Origin of the sequence: Caballeronia glebae, from assembly GCF_001545035.1 — a bacterium.
GTDB classification, from domain to species: Bacteria; Pseudomonadota; Gammaproteobacteria; order Burkholderiales; family Burkholderiaceae; genus Caballeronia; species Caballeronia glebae.
The window spans coordinates 1-3,388 of the sequence record NZ_FCOJ02000138.1; the positions used below are offsets into that span (position 1 = coordinate 1).

A 3,388-nucleotide genomic window follows, 5' to 3' on the forward strand; every position below is an offset into this window, starting at 1 on the left:
GAAAGTAGGTAATCGTCAGGCTCCTCATGCTGAAAGCCAAAACCCCACCCCTAAAAGGTGGGGTTTTTGCGTTTGGGAACGAGAAAATCGGCATAAACGTCGATAAATCCCTTCACGATGGGATCGCCTTCAGTGCGCCATCAAAGACCCTTTCACTCACTCAGTTGTTTACCTTCAGGCCTCGAAATACTGTATAAATATACAGTAAAACCGGAGGCCACCGAGTGCTCGCGCCATGAGCAGGCCCTTGTATTCGCGTCGGACGGGGAAATTCATGGGTGCAGCACTTTCATTGCTCGACATCGGGCTGACATCGCATCTGCAGCGTCAGGTCTGGCAGGGCAGTCCGATCAACGATCCCGACTCGAACATCATCTCGACGGGTTTTCGAGCGCTAGATATCGCCTTGCCCGGCGCAGGCTGGATGCCCGGCACAGTCACCGAATTGCTGATCGAAGAGAGTGGCGTAGGCGAAATCAGACTGCTCGCGCGCACGATTCGGGAACTGACAGCTCGTAAAGGCCGCTCCGTCATCTTTGTTGCGCCACCGTGGAAGCCCAATCTGGCCGCGCTTCGGAAGATGAACATCGCAGTGAACAAACTGGTCTGGGTCAAAGCGCCCGAAGATCAGGTGCTCTGGGCCGCGGAGCAGTCGTTGAAGCAGGAAGGCATCGGCGCGGTGCTGATCTGGCTGCCGCAAGTCGAGCCGAAAGCGCTGCGAAGACTTCAGGTGGCGGCTCAGGAAGCGCAGTCGCTGGCATTTCTGTTTCGCCCGCTCAAAGCGGCGAAGCAATCCTCCGCGGCACCGCTGCGCATGGTCTGCAAGCCGATACTTCCCGCCAACGCGCAGACGATGAACCGTCGCGAATGGATGCAGGCCGTCATGCTCGAAATCGACATCATCAAGCGGCGCGGCCCATTGCTCGGCAAGCCGTTGCAGTTGAGTTTGCCGCTGCAGATGCCTGCTCTGCCAGAACATATTCGTCGCGCGCATCAGGCGAGGAAAGCACGAGAGGTCAAACATGTTGTGGATAGCGGTGACATTGCCGCTTTTATCGCTCGAAGCAGTCAGGCCGCCCTCGATGCCCTCGGCATCGGGGAATTCGATCTCGCCTGGAACGACATCGACGCCGAATGACGCTCGCGCTGGCGATATCGATCAGCCATGCTTCGCGCTCGCCGATCACGCGCGCATCCTGATGCCCGATCTCGTCGCATTTCGGCTCGGCGTGCGGCCCGGCAGCACGCGCTCGCATGCGTTCGCGCTGGCGCCGCAACTGACGCTGCTTGCCGTCGACATTCGCGAAGAGCAGAGCGCACTCGAAGCCGTTGCGCTGGCGCTGCTCGCGTTCACGCCCAAAGTCGTGCTCGCGCATGCGAATACGGTGCTGCTCGAAGTCAGCGCCAGCATGCGGCTCTTCGGCGGATTGCGTGCGTTGCTGTCCACAGTGACATCGACAGTTAAAGGATGCGGCTTCACGTCGCGCATGGGCTGCGCGCCGACAGCGTGGGGCGCGTGGCTGCTGGCTCACGCGCGCACGCGTCGGGTCACGCGACGGGTGCGCATCGTGAAAGAGACGACGCTCGCGCATGTGCTCGATGAGCTGCCCGTATCGCTCATTCCGTCGGCGCATTCGCACGGCAACGTGTTCGAGCAGATTGGCTGCGCGACGCTCGCCGATTTGCGCCATCTGCCGCGCAAAGGCGTCGCGCGACGATTCGGGCAGGGCGTTTTGCAATGGCTCGCGCAGGCGTACGGACAGGCGCCCGATCCGCGCGAGGCATTTTGTGCGCCGGCGTCGTTCGAAGCGCGACTCGAATTGCAGGCGCGCGTGGAAAGCGCCGAGGCATTGCTGTTCGCCGCTCGCCGGCTCGTGCTGCAACTCGCCGGCTGGCTGAGCGCGCATCACGGGGCAGTCAGCGAATTTTCGCTTTTGCTCGAACACGAACTGGCCGCCCGCCACGCGCCGAAAACGTCGACGTTCAAGGTGGCGTGGGCCGTGCCGACGCGCGAAGCCGACCACATCCTATGGTTGCTGCGCGAGAAGCTGAATCAGACGACGCTCGCCGCGCCCGTGATCGAGATGAAGCTCCTCGCCGACAAGGTCAGCGAGCATGCGCCGCCGCCCGACACCTTGTTTCCGATGCCCGGTTCCGACAGCGAATCGATGGCGCAACTGCTCGAACGTCTGAGCGCGCGGCTCGGCGCCGAGAACGTCGTGCAACTGGTCGCGCGCGACGATCACCGGCCCGAGGCGGCGATGACGGTCGAAGCGTATAAGCCTGCAAGCGAAACAAAGCCCAGGCGCGGTAAAAAATCGTCGAAGACGCAAACAGCAAGCGCAGACACGCCCATCGAAACGGAATTCGAAGCCCAAGCCGAATCCGAGGGCCCGCTCGAACTTCCCGATCTGGCCGTTCCTTCGCAGCCGCGTCCGTCGTGGATACTCGAAACGCCGCAAAAGCTGATGCTGCGCAACGAGCGTCCGTTCTATCGGCGTCCGCTGAAGCTGATCAGCCGGACCGAGCGGATCGAGGCGGGATGGTGGGACGGCAACGGTGTCCAGCGCGATTATTACGTCGCCGCCGACGATCGCGGCCGCATGTTCTGGCTCTATCGCGAACGTCTTACGGGCGACTGGTTCCTGCACGGTTTTTTCGGATGATGCCGCCATGGATGACCTGAATGACTTCGGCGACCTCATCGGATTGGGTGAAGGCGACGAAAAGGCCGAATTCCCCGGCTCGATGTCGGCTTCAGCGTTGCTGCCCGGTTACGCCGAACTGCATTGTCTGAGCAACTTTTCGTTTCTGCGCGGCGCGTCGCATCCGCAGGAACTGGCAGCGGCCGCGCTGGAGCACGGCTATTGCGCGCTCGCGATCACGGATGAATGCTCGCTCGCGGGCGTCGTGCGCGCGCATGCCGCGATCAAGGACATCGAAGCGAAGGCGCAGGCCGATGTCGAAGCCGCGCGGCTTGCCGGCGAGCCACCGCCCAAGAAGCAGGAGCTGAAGCTGATTATCGGCAGCGAACTGCATCTCACGGATGCCGACGGCGATCCGTTCTGCACGCTCATCGCGCTCGCGACGAATCGTGCGGGTTACGGCAACCTGTCCGAGCTGATTTCGCACGCGCGGGCGCGTTCGCCCAAGGGCAGTTACAAGATAGGTCCGGAGGACTTCACCGATCCCGCCGCGTCATCCGATACATCGGACTTGCGCGGCGATATCGCGCATTTGAAGCACTTGCCCGATTGTCTTCTGATTCTCGTGCCGCAGCGCTCGGCGACGCTCGCCGATACGCTCGATCGCGCGCACTGGCTGGCCGATTTCGCCGCGGGCCGCGCGTGGCTCGCGCTGGAGCTCTGGCAGGACGGCAGCGACGATG

3 protein-coding genes are annotated in these 3,388 nt (G+C 62.4%); all 3 read left to right on the plus strand.

Going from position 1 to position 3,388, the window contains the following annotated elements; genetic code table 11:
* Positions 1–274: 274 nt before the first annotated feature.
* Entirely contained in the window at positions 275–1,138 is an 864-nt protein-coding gene (gene imuA, locus AWB82_RS36300) for a translesion DNA synthesis-associated protein ImuA (RefSeq protein ID WP_086974058.1), read from the plus strand.
* On the plus strand, positions 1,083–2,666 hold the full coding sequence (locus AWB82_RS36305) for a Y-family DNA polymerase (RefSeq protein WP_086974059.1): 1,584 nt from the start codon (positions 1,083–1,085) through the stop codon (positions 2,664–2,666). Before imuA ends, AWB82_RS36305 begins: the two co-directional genes overlap by 56 nt.
* A gap of 7 nt (positions 2,667–2,673) precedes the next feature.
* Positions 2,674–3,388 (plus strand): PHP domain-containing protein (locus AWB82_RS36310; RefSeq protein ID WP_143756994.1); only part of this gene is annotated, 715 nt, incomplete at its 3' end.

Coding starts and splice junctions, on each gene's coding strand:
- imuA (WP_086974058.1), top strand. CDS start 275: ATGGGTGCAGCACTTTCATTGCTCGACATCGGGCTGACATCGCATCTG.
- AWB82_RS36305 (WP_086974059.1), top strand. CDS start 1,083: ATGCCCTCGGCATCGGGGAATTCGATCTCGCCTGGAACGACATCGACG.